Consider the following 20,627-nt stretch of genomic DNA (forward strand, 5'->3'; position numbering starts at 1 on the left):
GTTGTAGGCAGAAGTGGGTGTTTCTGCCTCAATTTATCTGATAATTCAGTAATGAGAGGACGTGTACACGCAAGAAGGACGTTGAAGGGCTTAGTTGCGGATTTGAGGCAGGTAAGAAAATACAAAGAATTAACAGCAACCGAGAAACTGAAATACCGTATCGCAGTGAAAATGACGGCAGCCGACTACTTCCGCCTGCTGACACGATCGCATGAGGCGGGCGTATCACCAAGCGAGTACATGAGGGAATGTTTCCGTAACGGTCATGTGAAAGAACGGCTGTCGGAGGAACATGCCGGATACATCCGCCAACTCTGCGGCATGGCTAACAATCTCAACCAGCTTGCGCGTAAGGCAAACGCCGGAGGCTTCCACGATGAACGGTGGGACTGCAAGGTGGCAGTGGCAAGGATTCATGAACTTATAACCAAGATAGGGATATGATGGCGAAAATCGTAAAAGGAAGCGACTTCAAGGGTGCGGTGGATTACATCATCGACAAGAAGAAGGATACGCAGATAGTAGCAAGCGAAGGCTTGTTTATGGAAAATCTGGAAACTATCGCCATGAGTTTCAATGCCCAGTCACGGATGAACGATAAGGTGACAAAACCTGTCGGACATATCGCGTTGAGTTTTTCCAAAGAGGATGAGTTACGGCTGACGAACCGTATCATGGCAGGCATCGCGCTTGAATATATGGAACGGATGGGAATCAAGAATACGCAGTTCTTCATCGCCCAGCATTTCGACAAGGAGCATCCGCACGTGCATATTGCTTTCAACCGCATAGACAACAACGGCAATACCATATCGGACAGGCACGAGCGTCTGCGCAGTACCCGCATCTGCAAGGAATTGACCTTGAAATACGGCTTGCATATGGCTGGCGGAAAGGACAATGTCAAACGCAACCGCCTGAAAGAGCCAGACAGGACGAAATATGCGCTTTACGACATCATCAAAATGGAAGTCGGCAGATGCGGCAACTGGAACGTGCTTATCGCCAACCTGAAACGGCAGGGAGTGGAAGTACATTTCAAGCATAAGGGGCAGACCAGCGAGGTGCAGGGTGTTGTATTCTCCATGAATGGCTACCATTTCAACGGCTCCAAAGTGGACAGGCGTTTCAGTTATTCCAAGATTGACGCGGCTTTGCAGCACAACAGATGCAGGGAACGTATGGGAATAACAGCCGGAATATATGAAACGGCTACACCAAGCGCACCGTCCGGCACGGCACAAAGCGAGTTGTTCAACGGCTCTTGGGGATTGCTAAAAAGCAGTGGCTCATCTTATAACACTGCTGATGCGGAAGCCAATCAGGAAATGGTGGATATACTTCGCAGAAGGAAGAAAGTTAAGCGCAAGAGAGGTGTTGGGTTCTAATATTCTGTACTAATCCAATTCTCACGACACTTGCGCTCTATATTCATTCGGAGTGTAACCTACCTCTTTCTTGAACAGTCGGGTAAAATGTTGCGGGTACTGAAAACCGAGATTATAGGCGATTTCATTAACGGTGTCGTCTGTAGATGCAAGTTCCGTCTTGGCTATTTCAATAGACTTGTCATGAATGAAATGCAGGGCGGTTGAACCTGTTTCTTTTTTCAATAAATCACTGAAATAGTTGGGCGAGAGGCAGAGCTTGTCTGCACAATACTGTACAGTGGGCAAGCCTATCCGTTTAGCAGCCCCATCATGGAAGTATTCGTCAAGCAACCGCTCAAATCTTGCGAGGATGTCTCGGTTTTGGTTGTCGCGTGTGATGAACTGACGGTCATAGAAACGTGTGCAGTAATCAAGGAACGTCTTGATGCTGTCTGTGATGAGGTTCTTGCTGTGACGGTGTATCGGATGGTTCAATTCATATTGAATCTTGTGGAAGCAATCCATGATGATTTGCCGTTCTTCCACACTAAGGTGCAATGCCTCGTTTGTCTCGTAGGAAAAGAACGAATATTCACGCATTATCCGCCCGAGAGGTGTATTCCGCAGCAGGTCGGGATGGAACATAAGCAGGTAGCCATCTGGTTGGAACTGCATGCCGTCATCTTCCGCACCGAACACCTGTCCGGGCGCGATAAATATCAGTGTGCATAATTATTCCTAAGTCTGTGAAACCGGAACGCATGAAGCAGAATCTCGACATATTAGACTTCACCCTGTCGGCCGACGACATGGCACGGATAAAGACGCTGGATACCGACAAGCCTTTCTTACTCGGCTCGCACGAAGATCCAGAAATCGTAAAATGGTTCATGCAGTACAAAAACGCCTGAACATCAACAACCATATTTCGATAGCCGCTATCGACTATATTAAGAAGTTATTCGTATATGCCTTTATTGTAATCCGTCATGTACTGAGTAAATGTTTTGCCTGTTTGCTGTTTGAAGAAGCGCATGAGATGGCTCGGATCAGAGAAATTGAAATCATCCGCCATTTCACTGACAGTGCGGTTGGAGAATAGCAATTCGTTCTTCAGTTCCTCAAGCAGACGTTGTTTTATCAAATGGGTAGCTGATACTCCGAATTGGGCTTTTACTGAGTTATTGAGTGTGATGCGACTGACATGAAGCATGTCTGCATATTCCTGCACCCGCTGGTGGGTGCGGATATTCTGTTCCAACAAGTCCTTGAACCGAAAAGCGAAATTGTTTTTAGCAATTTCAGCGGGCAAGCAATAGGCGGCAGCGTATGTACGATTGATAATCAGCAAAAGATAATATAGTAAGGAAACAATGATATTGTACGTATCGGACACTGGATTCATCAGCTCATACTTAATCTTTCCGAGCAGCCGCATATATTCCTTCATTTCGTCATGTGTGGCATTGATGTAAGGCGGCGTATCTGTCTGGTAACAATACAAAAGGCGAAAAACGAAGAACTTGTCGGCGATAAAAGTACGCATGAAATCTTCGCGGAATATAAGGAACGTGTAATCCAACGCCGTCTCATCTACATGCCACTCTTGTTGCTGATGGGGTGAAAGCAGGAGAACCATGCCGTCGCGCAGTTCAATCTTGCGGAAGTTCAGTAGCAAATATCCGTTTGCCTTACGGAAAAAGTAGAAGCTGAAGAAGTCTGTCTTAAACCGCTTGTTTTCTGTCAGCACAAGTCCGATGTCCTTGTTTATGGCAGTATTGATGTAAAAATCCACGCCGCAGCGTGTCTTGTTGAACGGTACGCTGACCAGTCGATCAGGGTTGATTATCTCGTCCATATCCTTGTCGTTTTTGCAAAGATAATAATTTCATTTATCAAAATGGCATAATTACCGTTTTTTCAGGCATAGATGTTTCGCCGGATTCTTCCGAACTTTGCACCCGTAATCAATAACAAGACATATAGTCATGAAAAAGACATCCACAGTACAATTGGTGCGCAATGCCACCTTGAAAATCAGGTATGCGGGACACACCATGCTAATTGACCCCGTTTTAGCCGACAAAGGCACTTTGATATCGGCCCTCGGTGTGAATAAAACACCGAGGGTACACCTCACCATTCCTATTCAGGATATTATCGGAGGCGTGGACATGGTGCTCCTGACCCACAATCACATCGACCATTACGAGCCGAGTGTCCCCACACATTTGCCCAAAGAAATTCCTTTCTACGTTCAGCCCCAGGACGCGGACGCCATCAGAAACGACGGATTTACAAATGTGATACCCATCGAAGAAATAAAAACAATAGACGGCATATCCATTTACCGCACGACCGGACATCATGGTTTCGGGCAGATCGGGCAGATGATGGGACCTGTATCAGGTTATGTGCTAAAAGCCGAGGGCTTCCCGACCGTTTATATAATGGGTGACTGCCGATGGGAAGCATGTATCCGAGACACCGTGGAACGGTTCAATCCTGACTATATCGTGGTAAACTCCGGAGGTGCAATCTTTCCCGAATTTTCCAAAACGGACGGTCCTATCATCCCCGACGAGAACGAAGTGATGCAGATACTTGACGAATTGCCTTCGCATATCAAGCTGATAGCCGTACACATGGATGCCATCGACCATTGCCAGACCACCCGTGCAATTCTGCGCAATGAGGCAACGCATCACGAAGCCGACATGAGCCGGCTGATTATCCCGGAGGACGGAGAAACAGTTGTGTTATGAGTGTCTGCATTAAATCCCTGATAAAAAACATGAACATAGTGGTAGGGTGCACTATAGGATGCCCTTACTGCTATGCCCGTAACAACTGCCGCCGTTTCCACATTACCGACGACTTTTCCGTGCCTGAATACATGGAACGAAAACTGCGCATCATCGATACGTCCCGTCCTCATGTGTGGCTCATGACAGGAATGAGCGATTTCTCCGATTGGAAGCCTGAATGGAACGCAGAAATTTTCGAGCGGATCAGCAGCAATCCCCAGCACGCCTATATCTTTCTGACGAAGCGCCCTGACAAAATCAGTTTCTCCTCTGACGACGAGAACGTATGGATGGGCGTGACCGTCACGCGCAGTTCCGAGAAAAGGAGGATTGATGATTTGAAAAAGAATATCAAAGCACGACACTACCATGTCACGTTTGAACCTCTCTTCGATGATATCGGCGAGATTGATTTCGAGGGAATTGACTGGATTGTCATAGGCACAGAGACCGGAAACCGAAAAGGAAAGTCATATTCGCGCCCCGAATGGGTGCTTAGCATTGCAGAACAGGCAAAGGCTCATGGCATACCGGTGTTCATGAAAGAGGATTTGCTGCCGATTATGGGCGACGAAAGAATGATTCAGGAATTGCCGGAACAATTTACCAGACGAATACAATGAATATGGATACAATAAAGGAAATAGATGTAAAGAGTGTAATGACCAAATCCTCTCTGCCGGTGGGAGGATATTCGGTCAACCCTTATGTAGGGTGTCCCCACGCCTGCAGGTATTGCTACGCATCGTTCATGAAACGGTTCACCGGGCACACCGAGCCGTGGGGTACGTTTTTAGATGTAAAAAACTGGAAGCCGATAACGAATCCTCATAAATACGACGGTGAACGTGTTGTAATAGGGTCTGTGACGGACGGTTACAATCCGTATGAAGAAGAATTCCACCGTACCCGAAGGCTGCTCGAAGAGCTGCGAGGAAGCGATGCCGAGATTATGATATGCACAAAGTCCGATCTTGTCCTTCGCGATCTCGACCTGTTGAAGAGTTTTCCCAAAGTGACTGTGTCATGGTCTGTCAATACGCTCGACGAGCAGTTCTGCGCAGATATGGACAACGCCGTAAGCATTGAACGCCGTCTGAAAGCGATGCGTCAGACATACGAGGCAGGTATCCGCACCGTATGCTTCGTCTCGCCCATATTCCCCAGAATAACAGACGTAAAGGCAATAATAGAGGAGGTAAAAGATTATGCTGATTTAATCTGGCTTGAAAACCTGAATTTACGCGGGCAGTTCAAAGGCGGGATAATGACGTATATCCGTGAGAAGTATCCTGACCTCATACCGCTTTACGAGGAAATTTACAATAAAAAAAGGCTTGAATACTGGCAGGCATTGGAGCAGGACATTTCAAATTACGCCAAGGAGCAGGGCTTCCCGTATCGTATAAACGATCTGCCATACGGACGCTCGGAAAAAGGCAAACCTGTCATCGTAAACTACTTCTACCACGAAAAAATACGATTGACAAAATGAGGCTATGCCGGACTGATGCAGAAAAGTTGTAGCGCGGATAAAAGCACCATGTATGTGGATAATATCCGGCAATCTTCCGAGCGTATGCGGGAGATGCTCAACACGCTGCTGGATTTCTTCCGTCTGGACAACGGCAAGGAGCAACCCAACCTTTCCCCTTGCAGGATTTCCGCAATCACGCATATTCTTGAAACGGAGTTCATGCCCATTGCCATGAACAAGGGGCTGACTTTGATAGTGGAGAGCCACACCGATGCGGTGGTTTTGACCGACAAGGAACGTATCCTGCAAATCGGCAACAACTTGTTGTCAAACGCCATCAAGTTCACGGATAACGGTAGTGTATCATTGGCAGCGGATTATGATAACGGTTTGCTGAAACTTATCGTTGAAGATACCGGTACGGGCATGACCGAAGATGAGCAACAACGAGTATTCGGTGCATTTGAACGTCTTTCAAATGCCGCCGCAAAAGACGGCTTCGGATTAGGCTTCCTGCAACCAGCCGTTATCCAACAGCCGGGTTAAATGCGTCCTCCCTATCTCGGCCGTCCCTTGCAGGACGACACAGCGGTCTTTCTCCTGGAGCTTTCTTAATTCCTCCAGTGAAGCCGCCATTTTCTCCGCCATTGTTGCCATAACCGTTTTTATTTAGATTCTGATTATTTTCGTGCAAATACTCGTTTTTAGACACGTGTAAATACTCGTTTTTAATTATGTGCATTTACTCGTATTTGTTGCAAAAATACAATATTTGTTCCGATAATCAGCTACTAATGAAGTCTTTTTTTACTTGTTGTATCGTCGAAACGGCCTTTCCCGTGAGCTTCGCCACGTTCCGGATCGAGTAGCCTTTCTTTAACAAGGCGATCGCCTCCCGGTATTCCTCTTTCCTCTGTTCGGCCGTTTTCCGGCTTCCCGGCTTCCGTCCCAGCCTGCCCCCTTTCTGGATGTACAACTCCCGTCCGCTATTAAGGCGGTCGATGATCCCCTGGCGTTCGATCGCGGCCAGTTCCCCCAACAGGGTAGTGATCAGAGAGGACAAGGGGTTTACCGTCTTGTCCGGCCGTAACGTTTCCAGGTTCAGGTTTTGAATATACACGCATATTTTATGCGTGTGCAGCGTATCGAGTGACTTTAGGATCTCCAGGGTTGAACGCCCCAGGCGTGAGATCTCGGTCAGCAACAACATATCCACCCGGTTCTGCGGATCTGTGCAGTATTCCAGGCAACGGCTTAAAACCGGGCGTTCGATATTGGCCTTTCGTCCGCTTATCTTTTCCTCAAAGACCGCCGTCACCTCGTACCCCCGTCCGGCTGCGAACCTCTCCAGATCGACAACCTGCCGTTCGGTCGATTGCCTGGCCGACTGCGAGCTTACACGTGAATAAATAACCACATTCATCCCTTTTGCTTTTGTTCTTCCTTATCTATTGTTTTAATCACCTTATCCACCTCTTTCAAGGAGGCATTATTTCCGGATCTATCCAAAAAAGAAATTCGCTAATTAACCTATAATTACTATCTTTGCATTGTAATGCTTGGTAAAGCCTCTGTTATCAAAACACGTAACCAAGTCAAGGATATACCCGTTCATCAAGAACGGGTTTTTCTTTTGCGACAGCCCATTCATAAGACAAAGGATATTATAACAGGTCAGTAATCACAGCCGCCGGAATATCCAGCTTTGAGAAAGCGAACATCTTTTTCCCCAGATCCTTTAACGAGGCTCCGATATGGTACACGTCCGTTTCATCAACGATCAGGAAACGGTCGTGACTGTCCCGGTACGTCCTGATGTCGATAGGTGGGTACTGGCTGTTATGCCTGTCAAGATCAAGTTGGAGTTGCTGCGTGATACGCTGGGTGTAAATGGTGGCCGAGACACCGACGCTGCGTTTACTCAACATGAGCAAGACCGTTTCGTCCACATAGTTGTCGATAAGCACGATCGAACGCCTGGCCGACTTTACCAGATCGGTAGCGAACTTGTACGCATCGAAAATCTGGCCGTTATAAAAAATGCCTTCGACCGGGGGCAAGGCAGTACGCACAAAAAAATCTATCTTCTCGGTATGTTGAGCGACAGTCCTTTCAAGTTCTGACAAACGTTTATTAATGGAATACCCTTTTAAAAGATAGTCCTTTAAAACCTTATTCGCCCATTGCCTAAATAAAATACCTCTTTTACTATTGACACGAAACCCAATGGATATGATCGCATCCAAATTGTAATAAGTCAGATTGCGCATCACTTGCCGTTTGCCTTCCTGTCGAACTGTTCGGAAATCCCGAACAGTTGAACTTTCCTCTAATTCTTTCTGATCATATATGTTTTTTATATGCTCGCTTATATTTGCTTTGCTGGATTGAAAAAGATCCACAATTTGCGCCTGTGTCAGCCAAACGGTTTCATCTTCCAGCCTCACTTCCAACTTGACCGCTTCATCCGGCTGGTATAATATGATTTCTCCCTGTTCCATTACTTATTTACCTTTTCTTAATTCATCAAGCCTCTGCATCGCACCGCTGAACTTCTCACTAAACATCATATCATCGGGCAAAACAAACCAGGTGGGAATACCTCTCGACTGTGGATTACCTATACATTCATCTTGCCCGTTCTGTTTGCGGTAATCGTCCCATTCACTATAAGCGATGTTCCAACGAATACCTAATTTATAGGTATTTTCCCATTTAATAATAGCCAGTGAATAGGCCGGATCATCTTTGCCGTCATAAATCACTTCTACAACTTCAACCATCCCTTTAGGGGAATTTATAAACTTCGGATTTTTATACGAATAAGTGCTCATGTCTTTTATTTTTTATTTATAGCACACAAAGATACTCAAAAACAAATATATACATATATACATACGTATGATTAACGTATAAAAACATTTATGGTTATTCTAATCTTTGATTAATTCCGGTACAGAAACAAAACGTACCGAAAGGTGGAAACCGGATTTATTTCGGTACGCTTCCCCGATCGGCACAAAAAACACGCAAAAAACGAAAAATACTACTTTTAGTATTTTAGTATATTAGTTTTTGACTATATTTGCGGACATGACAACCATTTAAAAAACTGAATTTATGAGCAAAGCAAAAGTAATCTCCGTATTGAATCACAAAGGGGGAGTAGGAAAGACTACAACCACGATCAACCTGGGCGGCGCGTTACGTCAAAAAGGGTACAAGGTTCTTTTGATCGACCTTGACGGACAAGCCAACCTGACTGAATCGCTGGGCTTCTCTGCGGAGCTTCCCCAAACGATCTACGGTGCGATGAAAGGCGAATACGACCTGCCGATCTACGAGCATAAGGACGGTCTTAGCGTCGTTCCCTCCTGCCTGGATCTCTCGGCCGTTGAAACGGAGTTAATCAACGAGGCCGGGCGGGAACTTATCTTAGCCCACCTTATCAAGGGCCAAAAGGAAAAATTCGATTATATCCTGATCGACTGCCCCCCTCGCTGTCGCTGCTCACGCTTAACGCACTGACGGCCTCGGATCGGTTGATTATCCCGGTTCAGGCTCAATTCCTGGCAATGCGTGGAATGGCCAAACTTATGCAGGTCGTCCACAAGGTGCAGCAACGTTTGAACTCGGATCTTTCGATCGCCGGGGTCCTGATAACCCAGTACGACGGAAGAAAGAACCTGAACAAGAGCGTTTCGGAACTGGTACAGGAAACATTCCAGGGCAAAGTGTTCAGCACCCATATACGCAACTCCATTGCGCTGGCCGAAGCCCCGACACAAGGGCAGGATATTTTTCACTATGCCCCCAAATCTGCCGGGGCAGAGGACTACGAAAAGGTATGTAACGAACTGCTAACAGAAATAAAGTAACCATATGGCAAAGAAGAACGATTTAAAAAACAGTATGTCGGCCGGGCTGACCGGGGGATTAGACAGCCTGATCCAATCCACGGCCGGGCAAAAAGAGGCTCAAAAGCCGAAGAAAGCGAAAACCGTGCATTGTAATTTTGTCATGGACGAAACCTATCACCAGAACTTAAAGCTGATCGCGATCCGCAAAGGCGATTCGCTAAAATCGGTATTGCAAGAGGCTATATCTGACTACTTGGATAAAAACAGTTCCCTGCTATAACAGCGTATCGGGAATATACAGGGCAAACACTCCACAAAAGAAATTCTCCAGGAAAAAGGTACGCAAAAAGCACCCCTACACATCAAAAAGTATATTGAAAATGCGATTCCCTATAAAGAACCCGTTGGCAGGATTAATCTTGCGTATGTTTAACCTGCCAACGGGTACGATATTAATAAACGTTTGGATTAAGGTTGGGGTTGGACGTTTACGTCATTATCTGCATCAACCCAGCCTGTTGTCTCTGCATTAAACTGGATCGGATTCAACACAGCCACTCCCTGATCAGTATAACCACCACCGAAAATCAACGTGTAGATATGACGCTTGCCCGCTACCCATGTATCTCCGAACGGAACATAAATTGTTCCGTAACTATCTGCTGAACCCAACAGATAACCTCCGGACTGCTGGATTTTGCAGGTGATCGACAGGTAACATTGATGCGCACCGTCGGCTTTTATCTTGGTATTGGTGGCTTCTTCGGAAACTTTCCATGCTGTCAGCTTCTGTGGTATATTCAGCATAGGAGTTTTTTCGGAAATATCGGTAGCTGTGGTATTACTATTGACCTCGATGAATTTGCCTTGCACTACGGTAATAGAACCTCCTCCTGTAGAGCTTTCAGGCCAATCACCCACAGCCCAACTTCCCGTTCCATCGGCTGTCGCAGGCAATGTGTAGACGCCGCCCATTTTTACATTAAAAATCTTGATGTCCTTTATATTCACCTGCATGTTATCGTATTCGGTCTTTGCTTTGAATACGACCTGTGACAGAATATGCTTGAAGTTAAATCTCACTACTCCGTTGTTCTTGTCTTTTGTCTGGCCTTTGGCTATGGCATACATCACGTCGTAGTTTTCATGAGCATTGATACCAGATCCATACTCATCGGAGCAGGAATAAGTTATCTTTTGAGTATCCTTGGTGGCTTCCCACATATAACTCCACTGCATGGCTTCATCAACCGTTCCGGGATTGAATGCGTAAAAGTCCAAAGCCTCGGTAGGCCAATAACGAAGATCGCCCGCATTTTTATAATCCCACTTATTATCTTTGTACACGATATTCACTCCGTCATGTCCAAATTCCGTGTCGACCTTTCCCATGAAGGCAGTACCATCCGCCGTAAAAGCGAACACGTCGAAATCGGTGTTCTTCAAGTTGGTGTTGGTAGTAGGGGTAGCCCTCGTTTCCGCCGCATTACTTAACACGTTAAAACCAATCGCATTCCGTGAGGAGGTTTCCACATTCGCAATCTCCTCGTCTGAGCAACCCATGAGTAGAGCTCCAAAGATTGCCCAAAGCATTACTGTACTTTTTTTCATAAATAAAAATAAATCAAATTGATACATATAATTAATAAACTCATATTACAACACTATATCCATATTCACATCATCCCAATCATCAACGTCCACATCAAATCCCGCACCGTCACTTCCCGGCTCGGATGGAACCTCATAATCAAAATTCAACACCAGATGCACATCACCGACATGCCCCACTACCGGGACATCATGCACTTGGCCGCTCACGTCCTGTTCCAATACAGACATGCTGCCTGAACGGTTCTTGAGATACAACCGGAAAACATTGGGCTCTCCTTCAAGTGCGGAATGTCCAAACGTATAGAATCCGCCTATAATCTGATTCCGTGAAACCATTCCATCAAAGAGCAGGCTCTCCGAAAGACCGGCGGGCAAACTGTCGGCGGACATGTTAAGCGAGCCGGACATGCCGGAAAGAGCGGCCCGCAAATCCGCCACCCTATCCAGTCCCCGAAGACCGTTCACCTCATACGTGTAGTGACATACCATGTTTACGGGAGTCAGCCGTACTATCTCCGCGCTTCCTCCCGGAATGTCCTTGAGGATAACTTCGTCTATATGGTCGCCACACAGCCAAGGTGGGGTGACAGCCATTGTCCGGTTATCCGGCGACTGCACATCACGCGTATCGGCAGTAAAAAGCGTGTAACTGCCGTTTTCTTTCCAAACCATCCCGTCGGTATCGTAGTTGAAGCAAATTACCCGGTAATCATTCTCGGGAAGCTCCACTTCCCCATCCTCTCCTCCGGGGAAATCAAATATCCACGTGTTGCTTTCATCGTCGGTCGGATAAAATACGACCCTCATGCCTTCAGGCTTGTCATGATTGGAAATCTTGGTCCAGTCGAATATTACCCGCACCGTGGCAAAGTGCGGATGATCGTAACATAAATCCTTATGCTCACAAGCCGTCAGTCCTATCCATAAAAATATGAACACCAGACTAAAGCGTATCCGTATCACTGCCTGCCTCCTTTCTTCCGGCTATAATTCCCCCGCCCGATCAACCACACCAAAGAGATACCCGCCTTGGTCGGGCCGAACCAGCGGCGGTTTTTAGTGGTCTGCCATACATAGTGACCGTCCAAAGGGATGTACTCCTTGTACGATCCTCCAAGGTAGCCGATTCCCAACGTGAAATCCACATTGAACCGATGTCCCACAGGTAACGAGTAGCCGTAAGCCACGCCTCCCCCGTAACTCCATTTATCCCCCAAGTAACCTTTCCCACCCAATTCGAAATCATAGGTGACGATCTGCCCGTACAATCCGACATGATGCCCGGAAAACGGTTTTTCCACCGCTCTCCGACCGAACCAGCGGCGCAACTCCACATCTCCCCCATAGATACGCCAATAATTATGCTTCCGATCACTTTTCCACCAGGCATACATCCAATTCCCGGCCACAGACCAGTTCTTCCCCAAACAGAACTCAACCCCGATGTCAGGTATCAAAACAGCGTCATAAAGCAAGTTTGTTTTCACCGCCATGCAAAACGGCCGTTTCTTTACCGGAGCTATGACGGTAACGGTATCACGGATGCACAACGTATCACGTGTATGTATATATACCGTATCTCTGACGGGATTTATCGGATCACTATCATAGCATATTTTCACCATCGACGAACGAAGTTTCGGAAAATGGAATTTATACAAATATGAGTATGGCCTCCCCCCTTTCAGTCTTTTCAGTTCTCCCCCCCAATAAGGGCTGTCCTGGTTTTCCAAACGTACGATCTTCTCCAACAAACGAAGGACATCCTCCCTCTCCGGAACATTCACATCCGCTCTCACCATCGTTATAAGTCCGTTCCAGTCGCTTCCCGAAAAATGAAAATCCCTCTCCAATACCGGAATCTTTATATAAGGTGATATATACCGCCACAAAACCTCTGCTCGTTTTTCAGACAGCCTTCCATTCAACAGCCCCCCTCCTTCCGGGGAAGCTCCTCCTATTATTTGAATTTTCCTGATAAGACGGACGGAGTCGTTCAATGCGGAACAGATTTTAGCAAACCGCTCCATCTCGTTCCCATTGTCAAGTAAACATGTATCTATATTTACCTTTCCTTGATGAAAATAGATCCTTACCGAATCACGCTTCTCCTGAGCGGATATTTCTCCGCTTATACTCAACACGAGCACGAACAATACACATTTAATATAAAAAAACATCTTTTCGTCATTTAATCATTTGTTAATATGACAATCCAAACCCAGGCTTTTACACCCCCTGAATTTCAACCGCTAAAGATATGCACTTATAAACCAACCTCCAAAGCAAAAAACAAGTATTTTAAACTTATAAATACTTAAAAAGACAACCACACAACAGCTACAACACTTACCACAGCAGCCAATCACGCTTACACAACAATTAAAAACACTTAACATCATAAAGAAAAGTACTTAAACATACAAAAAAAAAAAAAAAACAGTTATTTTTGCAGGAAACATTATACTTAATAACACTTAAAACAATAAAACACATGAAAATCAGCACAAAAGCCGCCTCTTTTCTAAGTTCAATAAAAACTCAAACTTACGACAAAAAAGAAAGAGAAATGATAATAACGTATCAACAAAAACGAGTCTTTCATCTATCCCTGCTCATGCTGGCCTTATGCGCACCCATATACATATATTCAGTTCCATTTCCCAATGAACAGTTTTATTATATTAACAGCGTATTATTCCTGTTTATCATTATGTGCACTCTCGCTTATTTTAAAAAGAGAGTAAATCTGACCACGACCTTTTCCATTATACTGATAGCCATACATATCGAGATTTTTATCGAAATAATTTATTGCTCAATATGTAGCGGATATGAATATAGTTATCAAAGAGCATTGATAATGAGTAACCTTACTATCTCTCTCTTATTTACCATGCTTTCCATCTGTGCCTATATGAGTAATATCTCCATCCTATTGTCCTCCCTTACCATAGCTTCCTATACAATCTGCACACTTATCACCGACGAACCGTTCCTATACAGTTATCTGCCTTTGATCATCATCATATACACCATGATCCCCTTATTAGGAAGATCCTTACACAGTAATATCAGCAGCTTGCTAAAAAGTAGCAACTTGCTAAAAGAGGAAGAGGAAATGCTTTTGAAACGTCTCCAAATGAAAAAGGAAGAACTATTCGCGTTCGCCGAGTTGTTAAGCGAGAATAACCCGGAAGAAAAGACAAACTCCCTGTTAAACATAATAGGGGAACAATCCAAAGAAAATCTTTTTACAGCCCTTGCCGCATACCAGAAAAAGGAAAAAAGTAAACTTGATACAATCAGGAGAATATATCCCAATTTATCCCCGTCCGAATTAAACATCTGCCGTTTAATACTGCAAGACAAGACCGTCAGCCAAATATGCGAATTATTACATCGGAGTAGCGGAAACATAACCAGCCAACGAGCGAACATACGTGCCAAACTCGGACTGAAAAAAAGCGACAATTTAAAAGAAGCATTACAAGAACGCATGAGGCTGTATGAAGAAGAAGAACACCGGCAAGAAGAGTTTTCAGCCATGCGTTAGGGATTGCAGAGTAAAGCCCACAGCCTTTAGGCGAGGACTTGAAACGTAAAGCCCGACCGTCCCACAGGAACGCCCAAAAGAAAAAGAATCCCCCGAACATTCATCCGGGGGACATCCAAGCCGTCACATCAATTATAATACAGATTCAGATCATCCGTGCCAATCTCCTTTCCGTCCCGGAAAACAAGGCGTAAATCAATCCTCTCTCTGTTTTCATTGCCACAAAGATAGACATACCGGCCAACATACGCATCATACTTATCAATCAGTTCTAACGGTATGACCGGCATGGGAAAAGGATACACCTATATTGCATATAGCGGAAAATTTGTAAGATTACCCTGTACTTTATAAGGCAACATAGAAAATCTCTCCGCATGCAATTCCGGTCTTTTTCCCAGTAATGCTGTCAACGAATTGGCCCGGACATTCCCTTCGGCCTTCACTTCTATCGGCACCATTTGGGCATTACGTTGAATAACAAAATCCAACTCAAGACGCGAATTGTCTGTGTTATGGTAATAAATCGGTGACACGCCCTTACTTTTCATCTGCTGCAATACATACTGTTCAGTCATTCCTCCCTTGTATTCCTTAAATATGTCGTTTTTAATCAAGACTTGGGCCGGATCTGTCTTGACCATAGCACCCATAAGCCCCAAATCAACCATATAGAGTTTGAAAGCCGACAGGTCTTCATAAATATCAAGCGGAAGCTCCGGTTTGGTACATCGAGGCACTTTATACAACAACCCGGCATTTACAAGCCATTGAATGGCCATCTCAAAATCATTGGCTCTGGCACCTTTTCGCAAAGCTCCGTAAATGAATTTCTTGTTTTCTTTAAATAATTGGGAAGGAATGCTGTTCCATACCATTCGGACACGCGGAACCTGTTCTTTGGGCGCATGTTTTGAGAAGTCAAGATCATAGCCTTGCAAAATCTCCGACTGTATTCTTCTGACTTCCAGCAAGGAATCCGTTTCTACATATTTGAGTACAACTTCCGGCATACCACCTACATAATAATATTGCCGAAGGAGATCCGTATATTTGTCATGCAGGAGGCTTATCGTTTCAAAATCCCCACTCATAAGCAATTTACAAGCTTCTTCTTCTCCCTTGGCGACAAGAAACTCTTCAAAGTTCATAGGAAATATATTGATGACATTTACCTTCCCTACGGGATAAGACACATCCTGATGAAGGGATATCCCCAAAAGTGAACCTGCCACAGCTATATGATACTCCGGAACCTCCTCTTTAAAATACTTCAAAGATTCCAGTGCTTCCGGGATATCTTGTATCTCATCAAGGATAATAAGCGTATCACCCGGAGTAATGTCAACGGAAGTCATCGCACGCAGCCCCCGTAAAATTCTGTCAACATTGAAATCCTGAGAAAAAAGCTGGCGTGCAAGGTTATTCTTACGGCATACCACATAAGCCTCTTTTTTGTATTCAAGTTTGGCAAACTCATGGAGCAGCCATGTTTTCCCAACTTGTCGGGCACCATTTAAAATCAGAGGTTTTCTATCCTCACGGTTTTTCCATTCTATAAGTTGTTGCAAAACAAATCTTTTCATCTACAAACAGCATTTTTATACATGTAAAAACAGCGTATAATACATTTATCCGCACTTATTTAAAGCACAAATATACTAAAATAAACAGATAATAGAAGCAATCTTATACATTTTTCCGCACTTTAATCAACTCCAATGGAAAGCAGTAGCCAATTTAGGATTGCCTTCTCCACGCTCGATGGCCACCAGCGTATTGATGCCCACGCCCGCCAGTTCGGAGAAGTTCCAGCTGATTGACCTTCAAACTCTTCCTGCACTCTTTAATCATCTTTCCTAGCTCTTTCATATTCACAACACATTGTGATTTTAGTCAGTTTTCATCCTAGTTCAAAGAAAAAAACAGCCGATAAAGCAACTATAATCATTGTATTCATATAGATTAACATCATATATTCAAGTTAATCTATATATTTACATGGATTATTTGTATATTTGCAAAAAAGGAACAACCATGTGGAATGAAATGAGCAATCCAGCTGTGCTGATGAGAATCGGCCAGCGCATCAAAGAGACACGTATCAGGCAGCATATCACGCAGGAAGAACTGGCAACGGCTTCCGGTGTAAGCCCCTTGACCGTTGCGAACATCGAGAAGGGCAAATCGGTATCGCTGCTGTTGTTCATCAGCGTACTCCGCTCGCTCGGCCTGCTGGAGAACCTGGAGCAACTGGTACCGGAAATCCGGGTCAGCCCGATAGAGCTCAAAAAACTGCAAGGAAAGAAACGCTACCGTGTACGCCATTTAAAACAAGATAACCATGAATGATTTGATAGTAGATGTAAAGCTATGGGGAGAAAGCGTAGGCTCTCTCTATTGGGAAAAGGAAAGCAATGCCGCCTTGTTCGACTATGAACGGAAGTTCATCCGCTCCGGTCTTGACATTTCTCCCATCATCATGCCCATCAGCCAGTACAGGAACACCCCCTACCGGTTCCTTGAAAACCGTACCGACTGTTTCAAGGGGTTGCCCGGCCTGTTTGCCGATTCACTGCCGGACACTTTCGGAAACCAGATCATCAATGAATGGTTTGCCAGCAAGGGATTGTCCGGAGAAGAGATTACCCCTTTAGACAGGCTTTGCTATGTAGGCAAACGTGGCATGGGCGCACTGGAGTTTGAGCCGTCCTCGCCAATCAACGGCATGAACGAATCATCAGTGCTCCATATCGAGGAACTGACTGAGCTTGCCAAATCCGTATTCACGGACAGAATGGCTTTTCAGGTCCAACTGCGCCAGGAAGGAAGAAACATTCTGGATATACTGAAAGTGGGAACATCTGCCGGAGGTGCCAAGCCCAAGGCCATCATCGCCTACAACGATATTACCGGAGAGGTACGCTCCGGACAGGTAAAAGCTCCTGAAGGATTCGGGTATTGGCTGTTGAAATTTGATGGCGGCAAATACAGCGAACACACGCAGATAACGGACAATCCACAAGGAATAGGAAATATCGAATATGCCTATCACCGGATGGCAAAAGCCTGCGGTATCGATATGATGGAATGCCGGTTACTTCAGGAAAAAGAGTCATATCACTTTATGACACGACGTTTTGACCGTATGGAAGACGGAGAGAAGATCCATGTACAGACATTGGCCGGGCTTGCCCACTATGACCGTGACCAACGCCATTCATACGAAGAGATATTCCGTATCATGCGGCAGATGAACCTCCCTTATCCAGAGCAGGAGGAACTATACCGAAGAATGGTGTTCAACGTCATGAGCCGGAACCATGACGACCATAGCAAGAACTTATCTTTCCTGATGGATAGACAAGGGAAGTGGAAACTGGCCCCAGCATACGACCTCTGCTACTCATACACACCGGGCGGCAAATGGACGAACCGCCACCAGCTGTCACTCAACGGCAAACAAGACAATTTCACGATGGAAGATCTGCAAAAGGTAGGTGAGAACATGGGTATCCGGAAACACAAACAGATTATCGAAGAGATACAGGAAACCGTATCGCATTGGCATGAGACTGCCAAGGATTGCGGGGTCAAGCCGGAACACGCCGATTTTATCGGAGAAAACCTGCTCTTGTTCGGCAAGCAACTGCATACGATCCATATGCCGGACATTGCCAACGAACAAGAGCAGGCTTTCATGAAGGCTATGCGAAATGATGACTTCAATACCATTCTGAAACTGAAGATGAGAGGATATCAGCCATCGGAGAACACACTGAAAAGCCTCCAGCCGGATGTATCCGCCACCACCTTCATCGCTGCCGCCAAAATCTTCCAAATGGAAGGGATGCTAAAAAGCCTTCAGGACATAAAACCCGCGCAAAGCCCGATTACAGGCGGCAATAAACGTAGCATGGAATTGGGGGATTAGCACACAAACTACATCGCGCACAATTCAATATAACAGTAAATATATTAATTGTTATATATCATATTTTGATTTAACAATTAATATATTTACCTTTGTAAAATGACAACGAATCACATCACCCAAGCCATGGCCAATCCGGAAATCATAGTGGAACTGGGCAGACGATTTAAGGAATACAGGCTAACCTATAGGCTCACCCAAAAAGAGGCTGCCGAGAAAGCCGGTGTCAGCCTTATCACCTTACGCCAGTTTGAGAACGGGAAGGCCTATAACATCAATATGGGCAACTTTCTTGCCCTGTTACGAGTAGTGGACTGTCTGGAACAGATGGATGATCTGATGCCGGAAATACCTGTTTCAGCCTATACAATGGAACGAATAATGAATAAAAAGCCGAAAAGGATAAGACATGGAAAATAATGTTGTGAGTGTTATGTTATGGGGAGAAGAAGTCGGAAAGCTCTATTGGGACGAAAGAAACAAAAGAGCCGTCTTCAACTATCATCCGGATTTCATCAAGAAAGGAGTGGAAATCGCCCCACTGACCGCTTCTGTCAAAGGACCGGCGGCAAAGGGTATGCCCATACTCGGAAACAAAGAAAAGACTTATCAAGGTCTCCCACCGTTTTTGGCAGATTCATTGCCTGATCGGTGGGGTAACATGGTCTTCGACCAATGGGCGGCACAAAACCATATCCCCAAGCGCAAACTCACACCGGTAGATAAACTGTCTTTCATCGGGAAACGGGGAATGGGAGCCTTTGAGTTCATCCCGGCCACTCCTGGATTGGAATCCTCTTCCACTCTCCAGATAGAGAGTTTATACCAACTGGCACGCCGTATCTTTGAGGAACGGGAGGAAATATCCGTGCAAGATGACGAAGCACTGCAACTGCAAAGTATCTATGAGATAGGTACATCAGCCGGAGGGCAGCACCCGAAAGCCATCATCGCCATCAATGAAACGACACATGATATACGTTCCGGCCAAGTCCCTTTACCGGAGGGCTATACCTACTACATATTGAAGTTTGCAGAAGGGGACGATTTTCCGTTCACGCAAATGGAAATGGTATATTATGAGATGGCAAAGGAAGCCGGGATTACGATGATGCCTTCCCGACTCATTCAAATTGAGGGAAAACATCACTTCCTGACGGAGCGTTACGATAGGATAAACGGAGAGAAGATACATACACAGACACTTGCTGCCATGAATCCGGATGCAACGAGCTATGAGGATTTGTTTGAAGTCTGCCGAAAACTGAACATCCCGGCAAGCGAACAGTCCGAACTCTACCGTAGGACGGTATTCAATATCATGGGCGGCAATGTGGATGACCACATCAAGAATTTCTCTTTCCTGATGGAAAGAAACGGCACATGGCACATCACCCCAGCCTACGACATGACATTCACCACCAATTTGGACGGTGCGGCATACGAAAACGCACACTCCATGAGCATTGCAGGAAAAGATAACGACATCACGGAAGATGACCTGATGCAATTTGCCAAACAGAACGGAATAAAGAATGCGAAAAGGATAATCGAAGAAGTCAGCCTTGCCATCAGCCATTTTTACGATTATGCCACCAATCATCAAATCGATGACTATTGGAAAGACCGCATCGAAGAGCATCTTTCCGGTTTGGTATCTCCGATCATAGGGAAAACCATGAAACACTACCTGCCCACCATTGTCGAACCCTACGAGACAGAGGATGGCTTTTTGGTATCAGAAATCAACATCATCGAAAACACCCGGCATGATTTCCGTATCGAGGCCTTCATAAACGGAAAGCGACAGAAATACATTGCCGGGCGTAAAAGCGATTTGGCTGCTGAAGTCATTGCCAAAGGCAGAAACAAGATGCCCGTTGAGAACAAGAAAGAACTTGTGGAACGGTTGTTACTGCCTTTAGCTAGAAGATAAAAACAGACGAATAGCGACACTATTACATTAATAAAAAGTCTGTTCTTGTTCGGCAAGCAACTGCATACGATCC

General features: G+C 45.3%; 22 protein-coding genes and 3 pseudogenes. 14 read left to right on the plus strand and 11 right to left on the minus strand.

Translation table 11 applies throughout. From position 1 onward, the window contains the following. Positions 1-51: 51 nt before the first annotated feature. Together DWZ67_RS11800 and DWZ67_RS11805 are read left to right on the plus strand one after the other, a co-directional pair. Positions 52-444 carry a MobC family plasmid mobilization relaxosome protein gene (locus tag DWZ67_RS11800; RefSeq protein ID WP_005868789.1) on the plus strand — a complete coding sequence of 131 codons (393 nt, stop codon included), beginning with the start codon at positions 52-54 and terminating at the stop codon, positions 442-444. Beyond that, positions 441-1,388, plus strand: coding sequence for a relaxase/mobilization nuclease domain-containing protein (locus tag DWZ67_RS11805; protein WP_005868790.1), 948 nt, complete (start codon positions 441-443; stop codon positions 1,386-1,388). The genes DWZ67_RS11800 and DWZ67_RS11805 overlap by 4 nt, the downstream gene beginning before the upstream one ends. A gap of 21 nt (positions 1,389-1,409) precedes the next feature. Here the strand turns inward: DWZ67_RS11805 and DWZ67_RS11810 are convergent, their stop codons facing one another. Beyond that, positions 1,410-2,069, minus strand: a complete 660-nt coding sequence (locus DWZ67_RS11810; RefSeq protein ID WP_004329304.1) for a helix-turn-helix domain-containing protein — start codon at positions 2,067-2,069, stop codon at positions 1,410-1,412. A gap of 62 nt (positions 2,070-2,131) precedes the next feature. On the opposite strand from DWZ67_RS11810, the gene DWZ67_RS20115 reads away from it, so the two are divergent. Then, complete coding sequence (locus tag DWZ67_RS20115; RefSeq protein ID WP_004329303.1) at positions 2,132-2,281, plus strand: hypothetical protein; 150 nt, start codon at positions 2,132-2,134, stop codon at positions 2,279-2,281. 47 nt (positions 2,282-2,328) lie between these two features. Here the strand turns inward: DWZ67_RS20115 and DWZ67_RS11815 are convergent, their stop codons facing one another. Beyond that, complete coding sequence (locus DWZ67_RS11815; RefSeq protein WP_004329302.1) at positions 2,329-3,228, minus strand: helix-turn-helix domain-containing protein; 900 nt, start codon at positions 3,226-3,228, stop codon at positions 2,329-2,331. 130 nt (positions 3,229-3,358) lie between these two features. On the opposite strand from DWZ67_RS11815, the gene DWZ67_RS11820 reads away from it, so the two are divergent. The 4 genes and pseudogenes from DWZ67_RS11820 to DWZ67_RS11835 form a co-directional block, all read left to right on the plus strand. Continuing rightward, on the plus strand, positions 3,359-4,135 hold the full coding sequence (locus tag DWZ67_RS11820; protein ID WP_004329300.1) for an MBL fold metallo-hydrolase: 777 nt from the start codon (positions 3,359-3,361) through the stop codon (positions 4,133-4,135). Next, complete coding sequence (locus DWZ67_RS11825; RefSeq protein ID WP_004329299.1) at positions 4,132-4,800, plus strand: radical SAM mobile pair protein A; 669 nt, start codon at positions 4,132-4,134, stop codon at positions 4,798-4,800. Before DWZ67_RS11820 ends, DWZ67_RS11825 begins: the two co-directional genes overlap by 4 nt. Continuing rightward, positions 4,797-5,672 (plus strand): radical SAM mobile pair protein B, encoded by an 876-nt coding sequence (locus DWZ67_RS11830; protein WP_004329298.1) that lies wholly within the window; start codon positions 4,797-4,799, stop codon positions 5,670-5,672. The genes DWZ67_RS11825 and DWZ67_RS11830 overlap by 4 nt, the downstream gene beginning before the upstream one ends. Further along, positions 5,673-6,164 (plus strand): annotated as a pseudogene (locus tag DWZ67_RS11835) (sensor histidine kinase); the annotation flags it as partial. Here DWZ67_RS11835 and DWZ67_RS20270 read toward each other — a convergent pair. The 4 genes from DWZ67_RS20270 to DWZ67_RS11850 all read right to left on the minus strand — a co-directional run bounded on the left by DWZ67_RS20270 (position 6,159) and on the right by DWZ67_RS11850 (position 8,488). After that, positions 6,159-6,311 (minus strand): hypothetical protein, encoded by a 153-nt coding sequence (locus DWZ67_RS20270; RefSeq protein ID WP_005868795.1) that lies wholly within the window; start codon positions 6,309-6,311, stop codon positions 6,159-6,161. The pseudogene DWZ67_RS11835 and the gene DWZ67_RS20270 sit on opposite strands and share 6 nt — an antisense overlap. A gap of 127 nt (positions 6,312-6,438) precedes the next feature. Continuing rightward, the gene (locus tag DWZ67_RS11840; RefSeq protein ID WP_007564634.1) at positions 6,439-7,077 is read right to left on the minus strand and encodes a recombinase family protein; all 639 of its coding nucleotides are present in this window, start codon (positions 7,075-7,077) and stop codon (positions 6,439-6,441) included. Between the two features lie 241 nt (positions 7,078-7,318). After that, positions 7,319-8,155 (minus strand): virulence RhuM family protein, encoded by an 837-nt coding sequence (locus tag DWZ67_RS11845; protein ID WP_007564633.1) that lies wholly within the window; start codon positions 8,153-8,155, stop codon positions 7,319-7,321. A 3-nt stretch (positions 8,156-8,158) separates the two neighbouring features. After that, positions 8,159-8,488: a hypothetical protein gene (locus tag DWZ67_RS11850; protein WP_007564632.1), complete on the minus strand. Its 330-nt coding sequence runs from the start codon at positions 8,486-8,488 to the stop codon at positions 8,159-8,161. A gap of 286 nt (positions 8,489-8,774) precedes the next feature. Between DWZ67_RS11850 and DWZ67_RS11855 the strand changes: the two are divergent. Together DWZ67_RS11855 and DWZ67_RS11860 are read left to right on the plus strand one after the other, a co-directional pair. Then, a pseudogene (locus tag DWZ67_RS11855) lies at positions 8,775-9,532 on the plus strand (ParA family protein). Positions 9,533-9,536: 4 nt separating this feature from the next. Continuing rightward, entirely contained in the window at positions 9,537-9,794 is a 258-nt protein-coding gene (locus DWZ67_RS11860) for a hypothetical protein (protein WP_005648607.1), read from the plus strand. A 188-nt stretch (positions 9,795-9,982) separates the two neighbouring features. Here the strand turns inward: DWZ67_RS11860 and DWZ67_RS11865 are convergent, their stop codons facing one another. Genes DWZ67_RS11865 through DWZ67_RS11875 form a run of 3 tightly spaced genes read right to left on the minus strand, consistent with a single transcriptional unit; the run spans position 9,983 to position 13,308 of the window. Continuing rightward, positions 9,983-11,125: a fimbrillin family protein gene (locus DWZ67_RS11865; RefSeq protein ID WP_243635160.1), complete on the minus strand. Its 1,143-nt coding sequence runs from the start codon at positions 11,123-11,125 to the stop codon at positions 9,983-9,985. 45 nt (positions 11,126-11,170) lie between these two features. After that, positions 11,171-12,091, minus strand: a complete 921-nt coding sequence (locus DWZ67_RS11870; protein WP_005868808.1) for a DUF5119 domain-containing protein — start codon at positions 12,089-12,091, stop codon at positions 11,171-11,173. Beyond that, on the minus strand, positions 12,088-13,308 hold the full coding sequence (locus DWZ67_RS11875) for a DUF3575 domain-containing protein (RefSeq protein ID WP_009276883.1): 1,221 nt from the start codon (positions 13,306-13,308) through the stop codon (positions 12,088-12,090). The genes DWZ67_RS11870 and DWZ67_RS11875 overlap by 4 nt, the downstream gene beginning before the upstream one ends. 314 nt (positions 13,309-13,622) lie before the next feature. Here DWZ67_RS11875 and DWZ67_RS11880 point away from each other — a divergent pair, with 314 nt between their 5' ends. Next, complete coding sequence (locus tag DWZ67_RS11880) at positions 13,623-14,684, plus strand: LuxR C-terminal-related transcriptional regulator (protein WP_120138893.1); 1,062 nt, start codon at positions 13,623-13,625, stop codon at positions 14,682-14,684. Positions 14,685-14,989: 305 nt separating this feature from the next. Here the strand turns inward: DWZ67_RS11880 and DWZ67_RS11885 are convergent, their stop codons facing one another. Next, positions 14,990-16,270: an ATP-binding protein gene (locus DWZ67_RS11885; RefSeq protein WP_005868811.1), complete on the minus strand. Its 1,281-nt coding sequence runs from the start codon at positions 16,268-16,270 to the stop codon at positions 14,990-14,992. Between the two features lie 126 nt (positions 16,271-16,396). Beyond that, a pseudogene (locus tag DWZ67_RS20425) lies at positions 16,397-16,556 on the minus strand (helix-turn-helix domain-containing protein). A gap of 129 nt (positions 16,557-16,685) precedes the next feature. Here DWZ67_RS20425 and DWZ67_RS11895 point away from each other — a divergent pair. The 4 genes from DWZ67_RS11895 to DWZ67_RS11910 all read left to right on the plus strand — a co-directional run bounded on the left by DWZ67_RS11895 (position 16,686) and on the right by DWZ67_RS11910 (position 20,554). Further along, positions 16,686-17,036, plus strand: coding sequence for a helix-turn-helix transcriptional regulator (locus tag DWZ67_RS11895; RefSeq protein ID WP_005868812.1), 351 nt, complete (start codon positions 16,686-16,688; stop codon positions 17,034-17,036). Then, positions 17,029-18,618 carry a type II toxin-antitoxin system HipA family toxin gene (locus tag DWZ67_RS11900; protein ID WP_005868813.1) on the plus strand — a complete coding sequence of 530 codons (1,590 nt, stop codon included), beginning with the start codon at positions 17,029-17,031 and terminating at the stop codon, positions 18,616-18,618. Before DWZ67_RS11895 ends, DWZ67_RS11900 begins: the two co-directional genes overlap by 8 nt. A gap of 99 nt (positions 18,619-18,717) precedes the next feature. Then, entirely contained in the window at positions 18,718-19,038 is a 321-nt protein-coding gene (locus DWZ67_RS11905) for a helix-turn-helix domain-containing protein (RefSeq protein ID WP_005868815.1), read from the plus strand. Further along, a complete protein-coding gene (locus DWZ67_RS11910) occupies positions 19,028-20,554 on the plus strand; it encodes a type II toxin-antitoxin system HipA family toxin (RefSeq protein WP_005868817.1) in 1,527 nt (508 codons plus the stop codon). The genes DWZ67_RS11905 and DWZ67_RS11910 overlap by 11 nt, the downstream gene beginning before the upstream one ends. Positions 20,555-20,627 lie beyond the last annotated feature (73 nt).

Source organism: Bacteroides sp. AF34-31BH (genome assembly GCF_003602795.1).
GTDB classification, from domain to species: Bacteria; Bacteroidota; Bacteroidia; order Bacteroidales; family Bacteroidaceae; genus Bacteroides; species Bacteroides uniformis.